The sequence below is a fragment of the Streptomyces sp. NPDC001292 genome, assembly GCF_042896465.1.
In the GTDB taxonomy this organism is placed as follows: domain Bacteria; phylum Actinomycetota; class Actinomycetes; order Streptomycetales; family Streptomycetaceae; genus Streptomyces.
The window spans coordinates 85,407-101,022 of sequence record NZ_JBIAXG010000010.1; the positions used below are offsets into that span (position 1 = coordinate 85,407).

Annotated in this window: 15 protein-coding genes and 1 tRNA gene; 12 read left to right on the plus strand and 4 right to left on the minus strand. The window is 72.1% G+C overall.

What is annotated here, in order from left to right; genetic code table 11:
• Positions 1-38 precede the first annotated feature (38 nt).
• From ACFY4A_RS13955 to ACFY4A_RS13970, 4 genes are all read left to right on the plus strand, one after another.
• Positions 39-443 (plus strand): PPOX class F420-dependent oxidoreductase, encoded by a 405-nt coding sequence (locus ACFY4A_RS13955; protein ID WP_390829663.1) that lies wholly within the window; start codon positions 39-41, stop codon positions 441-443.
• A gap of 109 nt (positions 444-552) precedes the next feature.
• Positions 553-1,953 (plus strand): cysteine--tRNA ligase, encoded by a 1,401-nt coding sequence (gene cysS / locus ACFY4A_RS13960; RefSeq protein WP_390829664.1) that lies wholly within the window; start codon positions 553-555, stop codon positions 1,951-1,953.
• A 97-nt stretch (positions 1,954-2,050) separates the two neighbouring features.
• Positions 2,051-2,992 (plus strand): 23S rRNA (guanosine(2251)-2'-O)-methyltransferase RlmB, encoded by a 942-nt coding sequence (gene rlmB, locus ACFY4A_RS13965; RefSeq protein WP_390829665.1) that lies wholly within the window; start codon positions 2,051-2,053, stop codon positions 2,990-2,992.
• Between the two features lie 149 nt (positions 2,993-3,141).
• The gene (locus ACFY4A_RS13970; protein ID WP_390829666.1) at positions 3,142-4,896 is read left to right on the plus strand and encodes a DoxX family membrane protein; all 1,755 of its coding nucleotides are present in this window, start codon (positions 3,142-3,144) and stop codon (positions 4,894-4,896) included.
• Positions 4,897-4,936: 40 nt separating this feature from the next.
• Here ACFY4A_RS13970 and ACFY4A_RS13975 read toward each other — a convergent pair whose 3' ends face one another.
• From ACFY4A_RS13975 to msiK, 3 genes are all read right to left on the minus strand, one after another.
• The gene (locus ACFY4A_RS13975; protein WP_390829667.1) at positions 4,937-5,668 is read right to left on the minus strand and encodes an NDP-sugar synthase; all 732 of its coding nucleotides are present in this window, start codon (positions 5,666-5,668) and stop codon (positions 4,937-4,939) included.
• Positions 5,669-6,153: 485 nt separating this feature from the next.
• Positions 6,154-6,609, minus strand: coding sequence for a hypothetical protein (locus tag ACFY4A_RS13980; protein ID WP_390829668.1), 456 nt, complete (start codon positions 6,607-6,609; stop codon positions 6,154-6,156).
• Between the two features lie 241 nt (positions 6,610-6,850).
• Positions 6,851-7,987 carry a diacetylchitobiose ABC transporter ATP-binding protein MsiK gene (gene msiK / locus ACFY4A_RS13985; protein ID WP_390829669.1) on the minus strand — a complete coding sequence of 379 codons (1,137 nt, stop codon included), beginning with the start codon at positions 7,985-7,987 and terminating at the stop codon, positions 6,851-6,853.
• Between the two features lie 233 nt (positions 7,988-8,220).
• Here msiK and ACFY4A_RS13990 point away from each other — a divergent pair.
• Positions 8,221-8,298 (plus strand) — tRNA-Thr (locus ACFY4A_RS13990).
• A 56-nt stretch (positions 8,299-8,354) separates the two neighbouring features.
• Here ACFY4A_RS13990 and ACFY4A_RS13995 read toward each other — a convergent pair.
• Positions 8,355-10,001 (minus strand): FAD-dependent oxidoreductase, encoded by a 1,647-nt coding sequence (locus tag ACFY4A_RS13995; RefSeq protein ID WP_390829757.1) that lies wholly within the window; start codon positions 9,999-10,001, stop codon positions 8,355-8,357.
• A 232-nt stretch (positions 10,002-10,233) separates the two neighbouring features.
• Here ACFY4A_RS13995 and ACFY4A_RS14000 point away from each other — a divergent pair, with 232 nt between their 5' ends.
• From ACFY4A_RS14000 to ACFY4A_RS14030, 7 genes are read left to right on the plus strand one after another with little or no spacing between them, the layout of a single operon-like run.
• Entirely contained in the window at positions 10,234-11,376 is a 1,143-nt protein-coding gene (locus tag ACFY4A_RS14000) for a SchA/CurD-like domain-containing protein (RefSeq protein ID WP_390829670.1), read from the plus strand.
• 41 nt (positions 11,377-11,417) lie between these two features.
• A complete protein-coding gene (locus tag ACFY4A_RS14005) occupies positions 11,418-11,864 on the plus strand; it encodes a cupin domain-containing protein (RefSeq protein ID WP_390829671.1) in 447 nt (148 codons plus the stop codon).
• Positions 11,861-13,129 (plus strand): beta-ketoacyl-[acyl-carrier-protein] synthase family protein, encoded by a 1,269-nt coding sequence (locus ACFY4A_RS14010; protein WP_390829672.1) that lies wholly within the window; start codon positions 11,861-11,863, stop codon positions 13,127-13,129. Before ACFY4A_RS14005 ends, ACFY4A_RS14010 begins: the two co-directional genes overlap by 4 nt.
• Positions 13,126-14,376, plus strand: coding sequence for a ketosynthase chain-length factor (locus tag ACFY4A_RS14015; RefSeq protein ID WP_390829673.1), 1,251 nt, complete (start codon positions 13,126-13,128; stop codon positions 14,374-14,376). The genes ACFY4A_RS14010 and ACFY4A_RS14015 overlap by 4 nt, the downstream gene beginning before the upstream one ends.
• Positions 14,377-14,417: 41 nt before the next feature.
• Positions 14,418-14,675: an acyl carrier protein gene (locus ACFY4A_RS14020; protein WP_390829674.1), complete on the plus strand. Its 258-nt coding sequence runs from the start codon at positions 14,418-14,420 to the stop codon at positions 14,673-14,675.
• 2 nt (positions 14,676-14,677) lie between these two features.
• On the plus strand, positions 14,678-15,160 hold the full coding sequence (locus tag ACFY4A_RS14025) for an SRPBCC family protein (RefSeq protein ID WP_390829675.1): 483 nt from the start codon (positions 14,678-14,680) through the stop codon (positions 15,158-15,160).
• Between the two features lie 19 nt (positions 15,161-15,179).
• Complete coding sequence (locus tag ACFY4A_RS14030; protein WP_390829676.1) at positions 15,180-15,503, plus strand: TcmI family type II polyketide cyclase; 324 nt, start codon at positions 15,180-15,182, stop codon at positions 15,501-15,503.
• The last annotated feature ends 113 nt before the right edge of the window (positions 15,504-15,616 follow it).

Below are 15,616 nucleotides of genomic sequence, written 5' to 3' on the forward strand. Positions count from 1 at the left end.
GGGCACCCGACGCGCGACCAGGCTCACGGAGGTCCCCCATGTCCGCCGCCCTGCCCGACCGGCTCAAGTCACTGCTGGACGGTCCCGTCTTCGTCGTCCTCGGCACGATCCAGCCCGACGGCAGCCCGCAGCTGTCCCCGGTATGGGCGAAGCGGGACGGCGACGACGTCCTCGTCTCCACCACCGTCGACCGCCGCAAGAAGAAGAACCTCGACCGCGACGCCCGTGCGAGCGTCGTCGTCCAGGACCCCGAATCGCCCTACGAGTACGCGGAGATCCGCGGCATCGCCGAGATGACCACCGCGGGCGGCCGGCAGCTCATCGACGAGCTGTCCCTGAAGTACACCGGCAAGAAGTACGCCGAGTTCAACCCCTCCTCGGCGCAGGACGCCGAGCGCGTGATCGTACGGATCAGACCGCGGAAGGTCGTCGGGATCCTGTGACCGCCGCCCTCCCGCGCGGGGAAGGTGCGGAACCCGTGCGGAAAAGCAGCGGGCACAAAACGGCGGGGAGGCAAGCGAGGCACTGCCCGGCGCCCACTACCCTGGAGTGGTGACCATTCGCCTGTACGACACCAGCGCCCGGCAGATCCGTGACTTCACCCCGCTCGAGCCGGGTTGTGTCTCGATCTACCTGTGCGGTGCCACCGTGCAGGCGGCCCCGCACATCGGGCACATCCGCTCGGGGCTGAACTTCGACATCATGCGCCGCTGGTTCGCCCACCGCGGCTACGAGGTGACGTTCATCCGCAACGTCACCGACATCGACGACAAGATCATCGCCAAGGCGCACGAGCAGCACCGCCCGTGGTGGGCGATCGGCTACGACAACGAGCGCGCGTTCGACGACGGTTACACCGCGCTCGGCTGCCTGCCGCCCACCTACGAGCCCCGCGCCACCGGCCATGTGCCGGAGATGATCGAGATGATGCGGGGGCTCATCGAACGCGGTCACGCCTATGCCGCCGACGGCAACGTCTACTTCGACGTGCGCTCCTTCCCCGGCTACCTGGAGCTGTCGCGGCAGGAACTCGACAACCTGCTCCAGCCCTCCGGCGAGGGCGAGACCGGCAAACGCGACCCGCGCGACTTCGCCATGTGGAAGGCGGCCAAGCCGGGCGAGCCGACCTGGCCCACCCCGTGGGGGCCGGGCCGCCCGGGCTGGCACCTGGAGTGCTCGGCGATGGCGCACAAGTACCTCGGCAGCGCCTTCGACATCCACGGCGGCGGCCTGGATCTGATCTTCCCGCACCACGAGAACGAGATCGCCCAGGCCAAGGCCTACGGCGACGAATTCGCCCGGTACTGGGTGCACAACGCCTGGGTGACCATGGCCGGCGACAAGATGTCCAAGTCGCTGGGCAACAGCGTGCTGGTCTCCGAGATGGTCAAGCAGTGGCGGCCCATCGTGCTGCGGTACTACCTGGGCACTCCGCACTACCGCTCGATGATCGAGTACAGCGAGGAGGCGCTGCGCGAGGCCGAGTCCGCGTTCGCCCGGATCGAGGGCTTCGTCCAGCGCGTGGTGGAGAAGGCCGGCCCGGTCGAGCCGGCCGAGCAGGTGCCGCCCGCGTTCGCCGAGGCGATGGACGACGACCTGGGCGTGCCACAGGCGCTCGCGGTGGTGCACACCACCGTCCGCCAGGGCAACAGCGCGCTCGCCGCCGACGACAAGGAGGCCGCCGTGGCCCGGCTCGCCGAGGTCCGCGCCATGCTCGGCGTCCTCGGCCTCGACCCGCTGGACCCGCACTGGGCCGGAGGGGGAGAGCAGCGCGGCGAGGACCTGCACGGCGTGGTCGACACCCTGGTCCGCATGGTCCTGGACCAGCGCGAGGCGGCCCGTGCCCGCAAGGACTGGGCGACCGCCGACGCCATCCGCGACCAGCTGAACCAGTCCGGCCTGGTCATCGAGGACAGCCCGCAGGGACCCCGCTGGAGCCTGGGCGCGCGCTGAGCCCGCCCGTCAGCACGGAAGATCGATTGTGCCGCCCGGCCTCCCGGGCGGCACACTGCATAGACGTACGTACGACGCTTCAACAGACAGGTAGGTCATGGCCGGGAACAACCGCCGCATGTCCGGCAAGAAGGGCGCGCAGGTCGGCAGCGGCGGCCAGCGGCGCCGGGGGCTCGAGGGCAAGGGGCCCACGCCCCCCGCCGAGATGCGCAAGGGCCACGCCAAGCAGCGCGCCGCCCAGGCGAAGGCTCGCCGTGGCCAGGGCCGCCCGCAGCAGCGGCGCGGCTCGGGCAGGTCGTCCTCCGAGCTCGTCGTCGGCCGCAACCCGGTCGTCGAGGCGCTGCGCGAGGGCGTGCCCGCCACCACGCTCTACGTCCAGCAGTTCATCGACAACGACGAGCGGGTCCGTGAGGCGCTCCAGCTCGCGGCCGAGCGCGGCGGGATCAACCTCATGGAGGCCCCGCGCCCCGAGCTCGACCGGATGACGAACGGGCTCAACCACCAGGGCCTGGTCCTCCAGGTGCCGCCGTACGAGTACGCGCACCCCGAGGACCTCGCCGACGCCGCCTACGACCAGGGCGAGGACCCGCTGATCGTCGCCCTCGACGGGGTCACCGACCCGCGCAACCTCGGCGCGGTCGTCCGCTCCGTCTCCGCCTTCGGCGGGCACGGCGTGGTCGTCCCCGAGCGGCGCGCGGCCGGTATGACCGCGGGTGCCTGGAAGACCTCCGCCGGCACGGCCGCCCGTACGCCGGTGGCCCGCGCCACCAACCTGACCCGCGCCCTGGAGTCGTACCAGAAGGCGGGCATCACGGTGGTCGGCCTCGCGGCGGACGGCGAGGCGGAACTCGGCGACCTGGACGCCCTGGAGGGGCCCGTCGTCATCGTCGTCGGCAGCGAGGGCAAGGGCCTGTCCCGGCTGGTCGGCGAGACCTGCGACCTCCGGGTGCGGATCCCGATGCCGGGTGGGGCGGAGTCGCTGAACGCCGGTGTCGCGGCCGGGATCGTGCTCTACGAGGCGGCGCGCAGGCGCGCCTGACCGGTCGTCCGGAGCCGGGTGCGGGTGGTCGAACGGTCGTCCGTACGGCCACCCGCCCGGGTGAAACCGGGCCATCCGTACAACCTTGACGCGGTCCGGACAGATCCGACGCGTCACGGCAGTGTCCTAACTCCTCGTCACTCGGTTAGATGAGTGTGGACACCAGAACACCCCGCACACCCACGGGGGACCGCTCGTCGGGATACGACGACGCTCCCGCGCTGAGCATGGTGAAGGTGCCGAGCGATCCGGCGCAGGTCATCGTCAACCACGCGAGTTTCCGCGTGCAGTTGGGCGCCACCTCGCGGCGCGCCCAGTCCTGGCCGATCGCCCGGTACCCCGGCGGCACCGAGAACGCCGGCCGCGTGCCCGTCGCCGCGGGCCGGGCCGGGGCCGTGACCCACCGCCGCCCGGTCGTCTGGAGCGGCCGGTCAGCCCCGGACGACACAGGCGCCCACCGGCTGCTCCAGGCCGTGCGGAGCGGAAGCGTGCGGTACGCCGACGAGCCGTCCGCGGACGCCGGAGTCACGCAGGTCATCCCGCGCGTCGGCGGCACGCCGGGCCACGACGCCTACGACCTCGAGCGGACGGTCGAGACCCCCGTCGTCGGCGCCCGGCGCACGCCCCAGCCCGGCGAGACCCGGCTGCTGCCGCACATGCGGACCGCGGGCAGCGCCTACGAGGAGTCCGCCCACGGCGGTGCCGGGTACGGCGGTGCCGGGTACGGCGAGAGCGGGTACGGCACCCCGGCGTACGGACAACCGCCTTACGAATACACCGACTTCGCGGACGACGAGTACGACGAGTACGACACGTACGGCGAGCCGGACGGGCACCGGCGGGGCAGGCGCCACGCCGACGACCCTTCCCGGCACGCGTACTACCCGGGCCGGCGCATGAACCTCGGCGTCGTGCTGCTCCCGCTGCGCATCTTCCTCGGGTTCATCTCCCTCTACGCCGGCATGCGCAAGCTGTGCGACCCGCTCTACTTCGACGGCGGCAAGCGCGGCTCCATGGTCAAGTGGCTCAACACCCTGCACCCCTGGGAAGTCGCCGATCCGCTGCGCCAGTTCGCGCTCCAGCACCCCGTCGGTTCCGGGCTTGTCATCGCCTTCCTCCAGGTCATCGTGGGGATCCTCACGGTCCTGGGCTGCTGGCAGCGGGTCGCCGCGGCGATCGGCGCGCTGCTGTCGGCCGCGCTGATCGTGACGGTCAGCTGGAAGACGGTGCCCGTCTACGACGCGCCGGACATCATCTACCTCGCCGCCTGGTCCCCGCTGGTCATCGCCGGCGCGCCCGTGTACTCCTTGGACGGGCGCCTCGCCGCGTCCGCCTGGCGACGGCTCGGCCCCCGCTCCGACATCTGGGAGCTGCGCCGGTTCGTGCTGCGCCGCGGCGCCCTGGTCACGGTGGTCGTCACCGGTCTGACGCTGCTCGTCGGCTCGCTGCTCGGCGGCGCCGTCCGCGACGCCGACCGGGTGGTCGTGCCCGGACGGGGCGAGGCCCCGCGCAACGAACTGCCCGGTTCGCCGTTGCCGAAGGAGTCGGGCGAGCGGCAGCAGAAGCCGCCGTCGGCGTCGAACTCGCCGGCCACCCGGCGCGGCTCCTCGGCGAGCCCGTCCCGCGGCCCCGCGAGCACGCCGGGAGCGGCCCGCGAGAGCGGCACCGCGACCGGCGGCGTGCCCGGCGAGACCCAGGGCGCCGGTCAGACGCCGCCGCGGCACTCCGCCCCAGCGCAGCAGGCACCCAGCACCAGCTCGGGTCCGACCTCCGGCGGTACCGCGACCGGTGGCAGCACCGGATCGGGCGGTGGCTCCGGGGGGCCCGGCTCCAGTGGCGGCGGCTCCAGCGGCGGCAGCTCGTCCTCGGGCCAGCCGGGGCTGGTGGGCGGACTGCTGGGGTAGCCCGGCCCCCGGCTCGTCGCACGAGCGCGGCCCTGCGGGCTCACCTCCCCAGCGCCGCCAGCTCCTTCGAGGCCTCCGTGAGGTCCTTCGCGGTGTCGATGGCGCGCCAGTAGGCGCCCTGGGGGATCGGGAAGCCGGCGAGCCTGCGTTCGCGGGCCAGGTGCGGGAAGGTGGTGCGCTCGTGGTCGCCGCGCTCCGGGAGGAGGGCGGCGAACCCGGGCGAGAACACGTAGACGCCCGCGTTGATCTCGAAGGTCGAGGGCGGGGCCTCGATGAAGTCCGTGATGTGGCCGAACCCGTCCGTCCGCACGGCGCCCCAGGGGAGCCGCGGGCGGGCCAGCGCGAGGGTGGCGACCGCGTCGCGCTCGGTGTGGAAGTCGGCCATGTCGCGCAGCGAGAACCGGGTCCAGATGTCGCCGTTGGTGGCGTACCAGGGCTGGTCCGGGTGGGGCAGCTGCGCGGCGGCGAACTTCAGGCCGCCGCCGCGGCCGAGGGGCTCCGGCTCCACGACGGTGCAGACACGGACCGGCAGGTCCGCCGACTTCAGCCACTTCTGCAGCACCTCGGCGAGGTGGCCGCAGGAGACCACCACGTCCGTCACACCCTCCTCGGCCAGCCAGGCGAGCTGGTGGCCGATGATCGGGGTGCCCGTGCCGGGGATCTCGACCATCGGCTTGGGCCGGTCATCGGTGTAGGGCCGCAGCCGGGAGCCCTGGCCTCCCGCCAGAACGACGGCTTGAGTGGGGCGGGACGCGGTGTTCGGATGGGTCATGCCCGCACTGTACGTCCCACCCCTCGGGCCCCGTCCGCCGCCAAGGATTTCCTGGTCAACGGGTCACCGACTTCTTACTGCGATCGGGCCTCGGGCGGGGCGTGCGGTGCCCTTCGGGCGGGAGTGTGCGGTGGGGAGGAGGCTCGGGGCCGGTTGGCAGGGGGGCGCCCGCCAACGGCGATCACCGTACCCGCCGCAGGCGTTCGACACGGTCGGCTCGGCGGTCCGTGCCGAGGAGGTGAGCGGGCCGGTTCAGCGCGGCTGTGTGGCCCGGCGGGCGCGAGCCGCCGCCGGGGTAGGGATGCGCCTCGTGGCGAGGCCGGCGGCGGTCCGCTCTGCGGTGTGCGCGGGACTTGGGCGGCCTCGCCCTGGCCTCGGGCCCGCAACGGGCGGCTCTGTGGGCTCTCCCAGTCGTGTCCAGGGCGGGGCCCCGGCCCTGGTGGCCCGCCCTGGGGTTTCGCTCGGTCGGCCAGGGGCCGCGGGCGTCAGTCGTGGGTGGACTGGATGCCGGAGGCGAAGGAGGTGTCGCAGACCGGGCGGGCGTAGGACTGGGCGCGGGTGGCGCCGTAGATGTGGACGGCGGCGCGGCCCAGGGTGCGGGCGATGGAGGCGCAGTGGCCGGCCAGTGAGGGGCGGCCGTTGACCGCCTCCTGGAGGTGGGTGAGGACCACGCCCGGGTTCTTGTCCTGCAACTCGGTGAGCAGCTGGTCGCGCAGCACGTCCTGCGGGGCGCGGGCGCGGGCCTTCGCCGGGGTGCCGGCGGCCACGGCGTCCGACGCGGTCAGTACCGAGTTTGCGGGGCTCCCCGACCAGTTGACCCGGGTGACCGCGAGGGTTCCGGAGAGCACCAGGACGACGGGCAGGACGAGGGCGAGGGAGCGGCCGATCCGGCGGGCGGGGCCCGGGCCGCGTCGCGTGGGGTGGTTGGTGGAGTGCTTCACGCGAGTGAGGGTAGCGCCCGGTGATGATTTGGCGACATTTAGTCACTCCAACGGGGGATGGCCAGACGCTTTCTCCCGGGTGATGTGTTGACGCACACCGCTCGAAATGTCCGGTGCGAGGAGTGGTTCGGAGGCATGGAGAAGGGCCCCGCGGCCAGGTCGCGGGGCCCTTCTCGGCAACTTGGGTGAATCCCCCGGGATGTCCCGAGGTTTCAGCCGTAAGGCGTCAGCCGCGGACGCCTCAGTCCGACAGGCGCTCGCCCGTGGAGGTCGAGAACACGTGGGTCTCGCCCGGCCGCGGCACGACGTGCAGGGTGGAGCCCTTCTCCGGGACGGAGCGGCTGCTGACGCGGACGACGAGGTCCTTCTGCTCGCCGCCGACCTCGACCGAGCCGTAGACGTACCCGTCGGCGCCCGTCTCCTCCACCACGTTCACGGAGACGGCGAGGCCGGCCGGCGCGTCCTCGGTGTCCTTCGACAGCGAGGCCGCCGCGCCGCCGCCCAGCTCGACCACGTCGAAGTGCTCGGGGCGCACGCCCACCGTCACCGTGCGGTCGCCCTTGTCCGAGGCGGCCTTGAGCGCGTCGCGGTTGACCGGCACCACGCTGTTGCCGAACTTCACACCGCCGTCGGTGATCGGCACCTCGACGAGGTTCATGGCGGGCGAGCCGATGAAGCCGGCCACGAACAGGTTCGCGGGCTTGTCGTACATGTTGCGCGGCGAGTCGACCTGCTGGAGCAGACCGTCCTTGAGCACCGCCACGCGGTCGCCCATGGTCATGGCCTCGACCTGGTCATGGGTGACGTAGACGGTGGTGATGCCGAGCCGGCGCTGGAGCGAGGCGATCTGCGTACGGGTGCTCACCCGGAGCTTGGCGTCCAGGTTGGACAGCGGCTCGTCCATGAGGAACACCTGCGGCTCGCGCACGATCGCGCGGCCCATGGCGACACGCTGGCGCTGACCGCCGGAGAGCGCCTTCGGCTTGCGGTCGAGGTACTCGGTCAGGTCGAGGATCTTCGCGGCCTCCTCGACCTTCTGCCGGATCTCCGCCTTGTTGACGCCGGCGATCTTGAGCGCGAAGCCCATGTTGTCGGCGACCGACATGTGCGGGTACAGCGCGTAGTTCTGGAACACCATGGCGATGTCCCGGTCCTTCGGCGGCAGGTGGGTGACGTCGCGGTCACCGATCCGGATGGCCCCGGCGTTGACGTCCTCCAGGCCCGCGAGCATCCGCAGCGAGGTGGACTTGCCGCAACCGGACGGGCCGACCAGGACGAGGAACTCACCGTCCTCGATGTCGATCTCGAGCGCGTCGACGGCGGGCTTGTCGGAACCCGGGTAGATCCGGGTCGCCTTGTCGAACTGGACAGTGGCCATGGCGAATGGGCCCCCTTCTACCGGCAGGAACGTGCCGGACGATCCGTTGTAGGAAGGTGGTTGCCACTACGGGTGATTCCGTTGTGGTGGTGTAGTCCACAAGGGTGAACTGGCACAGGACGGTACCTGGCGTTCACCTGGTCTGTCAGCACTTGGGGTCGAGTGAACTTCACGGAAATTCCTGCCGGGCCACCGCGGGGACCTGGGTACACTGCACGGACACACCCATGCAGGCCTCCTTAGCTCAGCTGGTCCAGAGCGGCTGTCTTGTAAACAGCAGGTCGTCGGTTCGAATCCGACAGGGGGCTCCACACACGGAGGCCACCCGCACCGCGAGGTGCGGGTGGCCTCCGTTCGTTCTCGCAGGTCAGGCTGTTCTGAGCACCGTCCGTACGACCTGACGCAGCGTCGCCTCCGTGTCCGGCGCGGCCCCCGCCGCCCGCCACGCCACGAACCCGTCCGGGCGGACCAGTACCGCCCCGTCGGCCGTCGTGCCGTGGGCCCGCGCCCAGTCGGGTGCCGTTGCGTCCTCGCCGCCCTGCGGGTCGTAGGTGATCTCGGCGCCGACGCGGTACGAGTCCAGGCGTACGCCGTCGCTCCCGGCGATGCGCTGGGCCGCCGTGTGCCAGCCCGCCGCCGACTGGGCGTCGCTCAGCAGCACCAGGGAGCGCTCGTACAGGTCGAGCGTCGAGATGCGCTCGCCGCCGCGGCGCAGCCACAGGTGGGGCGCCCGGCTGCCCGGCTCGCCGGTCAGGCGCATCGCCTCGGGCACGGCCTCCTGGTCCGGGTCGGCGCCCACGACGGCGCCGTGCGGGTAGCGGTGGCCGAGGACGACGTTGAGGATGCCGCCGCGCTTGCCGCCGCCGATGCCGGGGGCCGGGGCGAAGCCGGGATGGCTGTGCTCGACGGAGCGGGCGGAGGCGCGGGCGCTGGTCGCCGTGGCGACGGGGCGGCGCTCGGTGTCGTAGGTCTCGAGGAGGCCGGGGCCGGCCCAGCCGCCGAGCACCGCGGCCAGCTTCCAGACCAGGTTGTGCGCGTCCTGGATGCCGGTGTTGGAGCCGAAGGCGCCGGTGGGGGACATCTCGTGCGCGGAGTCCCCGGCGAGGAACACCCGTCCGGCCGAGTACCGGTCGGCGACCCGTTCGGCGGCCCGCCAGGACGCCTTGCCGGTGATCTCCACGTCCAGGTCGGGGGCCCCGATCGCGCGGCGGATGTGCCGCTGGAGCCGGTCCTCGGTGAACTCCTCCAGCGTCTCACCGCGCTCCGGGTGCCAGGGCGCGTGGAAGACCCAGTGCTCCTTGTTGTCGACGGGCAGCAGGGCCCCGTCGGCGTCCGGGTCGGTGAGGTAGCAGCAGATGAAGCGGCGTTCGCCCACCACCTCGGCGAGCAGCTTGGAGCGGAAGGTGACGCTCACGTTGGCGAACAGGTCGCCGGGCCCGCTCTGCCCGATGCCGAGGCGGCGCCGGACCGGGCTGCGCGGGCCGTCGGCCGCGACCAGGTAGTCGGCGCGGACGGTGTACCGCTCGTCGGTGCCCCGGTCCCGTACCACCGCGGTCACGCCCTCGCCGTCCTGCTCGAAGGACTCCATCTCGTGGGAGTAGCGCAGGTCGCCGCCGAGTCTGCGGGCGCCCTTCAGCAGCTCGGGCTCCAGGTCGTTCTGGCTGCACAGGCACCAGGCGGTGGGGCTGAACCTGGCGAGGCCGCCGTCCGGGTCGATGTGCTTGAACAGCCACTCGCCCGCGTCGCCGGCCAGCGTCGGTGTCTGGAGGATGCCGTGGTTGTCCGCGAGGAGCGATGCCGCCGTCCTGATGTCCGGTTCGACGCCGGCCACCCGGAACAGCTCCATGGTCCGCACGTTGTTGCCGCGTCCGCGGGGGTGGATGGACGTGCCGGAGTGCCGCTCGACCAGCATGTGCGGCACGCCGTGGCGCCCCAGGAACAGGGAGGTGGACAGGCCCACCAGGGAGCCGCCCACGATGAGGACGGGTACCCGATGGTCGGCTTCTTGGTGCATCGCTGCCTCCAGGAGCGGGGGTGCGGGTGTGGCGCGCATCGGAGTTCCCATGCCCTCCCGGAGGCCGTCGTGCGTACGTCCGTGGCACCAATCACCCCTGTGATCACCCGCGTGGTGCACACGAGTCGCGCGCCGATCGGGCACGGCACAGGATCGAGATCACGCTGACGTCGCGTCACCCGCGGCCGGCGTTTCCTCTGCCCCGCCAAGCCCGCCAAGGAGACGTACGCAGATGACCGCCATTTCTGAGCGAGTTTCAGAACCGACCGAGCAGCAGGCCGCGAAACGTGTCTCCCAGTCCGTGTTCGACGGCTCCCGGCTCCGGGTCGTCCTGCTGGTGGACGTCTACGACGGCGCCCAGCAGCAGTTCCTGGAGGCGTACGAGGAGATGTGCGAGCAGGTCACGTCCGTCCCCGGGCACGTCAGCGACCAGCTGTGCCAGTCCATCGAGAACCCCTCCCAGTGGCTGATCACCAGCGAGTGGGAGAGCGCCCCGCCGTTCCTCGCCTGGGTGAACAGCGAGGAGCACGTGCGGATGGTGCAGCCGATGCACGGCTGCATCCGGGACACCCGGTCGCTGCGCTTCCACATCGTCCGTGAGACCGGCCACACGGGGGTGGGCACCGGTTCCGCCGAGCGCCGGCTCCAGGACTCGCCGCGGATCGGGGACGGTGTGATCCGGCACGCGCTGACCTTCACGGTGAAGCCCGGCAGCGAGCAGAAGGTGGCCCGGATCCTGGCCGACTACGAGTCGCCCGAGGCGCAGGTGGACGGCGCCACCCGGCTGTGCCGCACCTCCCTGTTCATGCACGGCAACCGGGTCGTGCGGGCCATCGAGGTACGCGGCGACCTGCTCTCGGCGCTGCGGCACGTGGCCCGGCAACCGCAGATCCGGAAGGTCGAGGAGGCCATCAACCCCTACCTGGAGCAGGACCGCGACCTCAACGACCAGGAGTCCGCACGGGTGTTCTTCACCCGGGCGGCGCTGCCCGCGGTGCACCACGTGACGGCCGACCAGGAGAGTCCGGAGGCGGAGCGGCACGCGCTGTACTACCCGGCGCGGCCCGGCAAGGGCATGAAGCTGGCGGAGCTGCTGTCCCGTCAGGACGAGCGGGCCGCGGAGGACCCGCGCAGCCCGGTGCTGCGCAGCACGGTCTTCGAGCGGGACGACGTCGTCGTCCGTCTGATCGACATCCATGGAGGTCTGGAGGCCGACCCGGCCGCCGCGCTGGGGCTGACGGATCCCGCGAAGGCGTCGGAGCTGACCACCCTGCTCGACGAGGGCCCCGCCCCGAAGGACGGCGACCTGGCCCGTCTGCTCACCCTCGCCCGCATGGACCTCATCACCGACCGCCGGTCCGCGCCGGACGCCTGACGCATCCCGAAGCCGACGTACCACACCACCGGAGGAACGACGTGATCAAACCCAGGCCCAGGATCGTGGAGCTCGGCGAGACCGAGCCCAACACGAAGCGCGGAGGCGATCTGCGCGCCATGCTCACCCCGGCCACGGTCGGTTCCACCAGCGGCTTCATGGGCGTGGCCATCGTGCAGCCCGGCGACCGCATCGGTGAGCACTACCACCCGTACTCCGAGGAGTTCGTGTACGTCGTCTGCGGCGACCTCGAGGTGGATCTGGACGGCGAGCCGCACCCGCTCAGACCGGAACAGGGTCTGATGATCCCCGCCTACATGCGCCACCGCTTCCGCAACGTGGGCGACGTGGAGGCGCGGATCGTCTTCCACCTGGGGCCGCTGGCCCCGCGCCCGCAGCTCGGCCACGTCGACACGGAGGGTACCGAGCCGGCGGCGGCCGGCGCTCCGGCGCCGCCGGCGGCGGGCGTGGCAGAGGTCCGATCATGACCAGGCGGGTTGCGGTCACCGGCATAGGCATCGTGGCGCCGGGCGGTATCGGCGCCCCCGCGTTCTGGGACCTGCTGGCGAACGGGCGCACCGCGACGCGGGGCATCACGTTCTTCGACCCGGCCGGTCTGCGGTCCCGGATCGCCGCCGAGTGCGATTTCGATCCGGCGGCCTCGGGGCTGGACGAGGAGCAGGTCGCGCGCTGCGACCGCTACATCCAGTTCGCCCTGGCCGCCGGCCAGGAGGCGGTGGCGGACTCCGGGCTCGACCTCGCCGGGGAGAACCCCTGGCGGGTCGGGGTCTCGCTGGGCACCGCGGTCGGCGGCACCACGCGGCTGGAGAACGACTACGTCCTGGTCAGCCACGGCGGCGAGCGCTGGGACGTGGACCACGAGCGGGCCCGGCCGCATCTGGAGCGGGCGTTCACACCGAGCACGCTGGCCTCCACGGTGGCCGAGCGGTTCGGGGCCCGCGGGCCGGTGCAGACCGTCTCCACGGGCTGCACCTCCGGGCTCGACGCGGTCGGCTACGCGCTGCACACCGTGGAGGAGGGGAGGGCGGACATCTGCATAGCCGGCGCGTCGGACTCGCCGATATCACCGATCACCATGGCGTGCTTCGACGCGATCAAGGCAACGTCGCCGAACAACGACGACCCCGCCCACGCCTCCCGCCCCTTCGACAACGACCGTGACGGGTTCGTCATGGGGGAGGGCGGCGCGGTGCTCGTCCTGGAGGAGCTGGAACGCGCCAGGGCCCGTGGCGCCCACGTGTACTGCGAGCTCAGCGGCTACGCCACGTTCGGCAACGCCTACCACATGACCGGACTGACCAGCGAGGGCCTGGAGATGGCGCGGGCGATAGAGACCGCGCTGGACCATGCCCGCCTGGACGGCTCCGCGATCGACTACGTCAACGCGCACGGCTCCGGCACCCGCCAGAACGACCGGCACGAGACGGCCGCGGTGAAGCGGGCGCTGGGCCACCACGCCTACGACACCCCCATGAGCTCCATCAAGTCGATGGTGGGTCACTCGCTGGGGGCGATCGGGGCGATCGAGGTCGTGGCCTGTGTGCTGGCGCTGGCCCACCAGGCGGTCCCGCCGACCGCGAACTACGAGACCCCCGACCCCGAGTGCGACCTGGACTACGTCCCGCGGGTCGCCCGCGAGCGGAAGCTGGACAGCGTGCTCTCCGTGGGCAGCGGCTTCGGCGGCTTCCAGTCCGCGGTGATCCTGACCCGGCAGAGGGAGAGGACACGATGAGCGCACCGCGCAAGCGGCGGGCCGCCGTCACCGGCATCGGTGTCGTCGCGCCCGGCGGCACGAGCACCGAGAGCTTCTGGAAGTCCACCCAGGAGGGCGTGAGCGTCCTGGACCGCGTGACCCGCGAGGGCTGCGAGCACCTGCCGCTGAAGGTGGCCGGCGAGGTGCGGTCCTTCGAACCCTCGGCGGCGGTCGAGGAGCGCTACCTGGTCCAGACCGACCGCTTCACGCACTTCGCGATGGCCGCGGCCGACGCCGCCCTTCAGGACGCCCGGCTGGGTCAGGCCGACACCGACGCGGCCCCGTTCTCCGCGGGCGTGGTCACCGCGGCGGGGTCCGGCGGCGGCGAGTTCGGCCAGCGGGAGCTTCAGAAGCTGTGGAGCAAGGGCCGCCGCTATGTCGGCCCCTGGCAGTCCATCGCCTGGTTCTACGCGGCCAGCACCGGCCAGATCTCCATCCGGCGCGGCTTCAAGGGTCCCTGCTCGGTGGTCGCGGCCGACGAGGCGGGTGGCCTGGACGCCCTGGCGCACGCGGCACGGGCGGTCGAGCGCGGCACCGATGTGATCGTGGCCGGTTCGACGGAGGCGCCGCTGGCCCCGTACTCGATGGTCTGCCAGCTCGGTTACCGGGAGCTGAGCCCGGTGGCCGATCCGAAGCGCGCCTACCGCCCGTTCACCGAGACGGCCTGCGGGTTCGTGCCGGCCGAGGGCGGCGCGATGCTCGCCGTGGAGGCGGCCGAGGCGGCGCGGGGGCGGGGCGTGCCAGTACGGGCCGTCCTGGCCGGGCACGCGGCGACCTTCACGGGCGCCTCCCGCTGGGAGCTGTCCCGGGAGGGGCTGGCGGAGGCGATCCGCGGCGCGCTGGCCGACGCCGGGTGCGCACCCGAGGAGGTCGACGTCGTCTTCGCCGACGCCCTCGGCGTCCCCGAGGCGGACCGGGCGGAGGCGCTCGCCATCGCCGACGCGCTCGGCGCGCACGGCCGGCGCGTGCCGGTCACGGCGCCCAAGACCGGCACCGGCCGGGCGTACTGCGCCGCCCCGGTGCTGGACACGGCGGCGGCGGTCCTCACGATGGAGCACGGCCTGATCCCGCCCACCCCGAACGTCTCCGACATCTGCCATGACCTCGACCTGGTGACCGGTCGTGCCCGTGCCGCCGAGGTGCGCACGGCGCTGGTCCTCAGCCGGGGGCTCATGGGCTCGAACTCGGCGCTGGTGCTGCGGCACGGTGCCGCCGAGGCCTCGTAGCGAGGCAGCCAGGATCAACCGGGAGCAAGGAGAGGAACCGCATGAGTGACCGAATCACAGTGGAGGAACTGGCCGAACTCATGAAGAAGGCCGCCGGGATCACCGTCAGCCCGCAGGAGCTGGCGGACCTGTCCGAGAGCGGATTCGACGAGCTCGGTATCGACTCGCTCGGCCTGCTCGGCATCGTGGGCGAACTGGAGAACCGCCACGGCATGCCGATGCCGGCCGACGCGGAGCGCTGCAAGACGCCCAGGAAGTTCCTCGACCTCGTCAACAGCACCCTTCTCGCAGGAGCGTAGAAATGGCCGGACACACCGAGAACGAGATCACCATCGCCGCGCCGGTGGACCTGGTCTGGGACATGACCAACGACGTGGCGAACTGGCCACGGCTGTTCAGCGAGTACGCCTCCGCCGAGATCCTGTCCCAGGAAGGCGACAAGTGCACCTTCCGGCTGACCATGCACCCGGACGAGAACGGCACCGTGTGGAGCTGGGTCTCCGAGCGCGAGCCCGACCGGGCCACGCTCACTGTCAGGGCCCGCCGGGTCGAGACGGGCCCCTTCGACCACATGAACATCCACTGGAGGTACGAGGAGGTCCCCGGGGGCACCCGGATGATCTGGACCCAGGACTTCGCGATGAAGCCGGAAGCGCCGGTCGACGACGACTGGATGACCGACAACATCAACAAGAACTCCAAGGTCCAGATGGCCTTGATCCGCGACAAGATCGAGAAGGCCGCCGCCGGGCGCCGGGCCGAGCCGGCCCTGACCACCGACTGAGCCGGACGGAGGAAGGACCGTGCACCAAGAACTGATCGTCGCCCGGATGGCCCCCGGTTCGGCCCCGGACATCGCCAGGATCTTCGAGGAGTCCGACCGTGGGGAGTTGCCGCACCTGGTCGGTGTCACCAGGCGCAGCCTCTACCAGTTCGGCGATGTGTACATGCACCTGATCGATGCGGACCGGGACCCGGGACCCGCCATCGCCAAGGTGGCGGACCACCCGGAGTTCCGCGGCATCAGCGAGCGGCTGTCGGCGTACGTCAGCGCCTACGACCCGCAGACCTGGCGCTCGCCGAAGGACGCGATGGCCCACCGCTTCTACCTGTGGGAGCGTGACTGAGCCGCCGTACCAAGCCACCTGACGAGCCGTCCGGTCCCTCACGGACGGCCACCGGCCGCCGGGCCCGCTCCGTCGCGGGCCCGGCGGCCGGTGTCCGAGGAGGTCGCGGCGGT